Source organism: Corynebacterium sp. HMSC076D02, assembly GCF_001813815.1.
In the GTDB taxonomy this organism is placed as follows: domain Bacteria; phylum Actinomycetota; class Actinomycetes; order Mycobacteriales; family Mycobacteriaceae; genus Corynebacterium; species Corynebacterium simulans.
The window spans coordinates 1-1,188 of the sequence record NZ_KV814067.1 but is presented as its reverse complement, the minus strand read 5'-3'; the positions used below and the strand labels follow the sequence as shown (position 1 = coordinate 1,188).

The following is a 1,188-nucleotide window of genomic DNA, read 5'->3' as shown; positions in this document are numbered from 1 at the left end:
GACACTTTGTGTTGTTGGTTGGTGTGCGTCGTGGGGCCTGATGTGTGGTTCAAGCGATGGGGTGACACAGTGGGGTAGCCATGCCACTTACTGGATTGTTGGTGTAAGCGTGTAGCTTGGGGTGTAGGTAAATCCGCATCCTTTTAGGTGAGACGTGATGCGTAGCCTTAATTGGTGAAGTTGGTGATCCCGTGCTGTCGAGAAAAGCCTCTAGCGATGTATATACTCGGCCCGTACCCCAAACCGACACAGGTAGTCAGGTTGAAAATACTAAGGCGTTCGGGTGAACTGTGGTTAAGGAACTCGGCAAAATGCCCCCGTAACTTCGGGAGAAGGGGGACCCTATGGCGTTAACACTCTTTGCGGTGGTAAGCGTTGTGGGGTCGCAGAGAATAGAGGGGAGCGACTGTTTATCAAAAACACAGGTCCATGCGAAGACGTTAAGTTGATGTATATGGACTGACGCCTGCCCGGTGCTGGAAGGTTAAGAGGACCGGTTAGTTCATCTTTGATGGGCGAAGCTGAGAATTTAAGCCCCAGTAAACGGCGGTGGTAACTATAACCATCCTAAGGTAGCGAAATTCCTTGTCGGGTAAGTTCCGACCTGCACGAATGGCGTAACGACTCCCCTGCTGTCTCAACCACAGGCCCGGTGAAATTGCACTACGAGTAAAGATGCTCGTTACGCGCGGCAGGACGAAAAGACCCCGGGACCTTCACTATAGCTTGGTATTGGTGTTCGGTTCGGTTTGTGTAGGATAGGTGGGAGACTGTGAAGCTATCACGCCAGTGGTGGTGGAGTCGTTGTTGAAATACCACTCTGATCGGATTGGATACCTTAACCTTGGCCCATGATCTGGGTTGGGGACAGTGCCTGGTGGGTAGTTTAACTGGGGCGGTTGCCTCCCAAAATGTAACGGAGGCGCCCAAAGGTTCCCTCAGCCTGGTTGGCAATCAGGTGGTGAGTGTAAGTGCACAAGGGAGCTTGACTGTGAGAGTGACAGCTCGAACAGGGACGAAAGTCGGGACTAGTGATCCGGCACCTACTTGTGGATGTGGTGTCGCTCAACGGATAAAAGGTACCCCGGGGATAACAGGCTGATCTTCCCCAAGAGTCCATATCGACGGGATGGTTTGGCACCTCGATGTCGGCTCGTCGCATCCTGGGGCTGGAGTAGGTCCCAAGGG

General features: G+C 53.0%; 1 rRNA gene. It reads left to right on the top strand.

Annotation, left to right across the window (positions count from 1 at the left end):
• Positions 1 to 1,188, top strand: a 23S ribosomal RNA gene (locus HMPREF2935_RS09705); the annotation flags it as partial.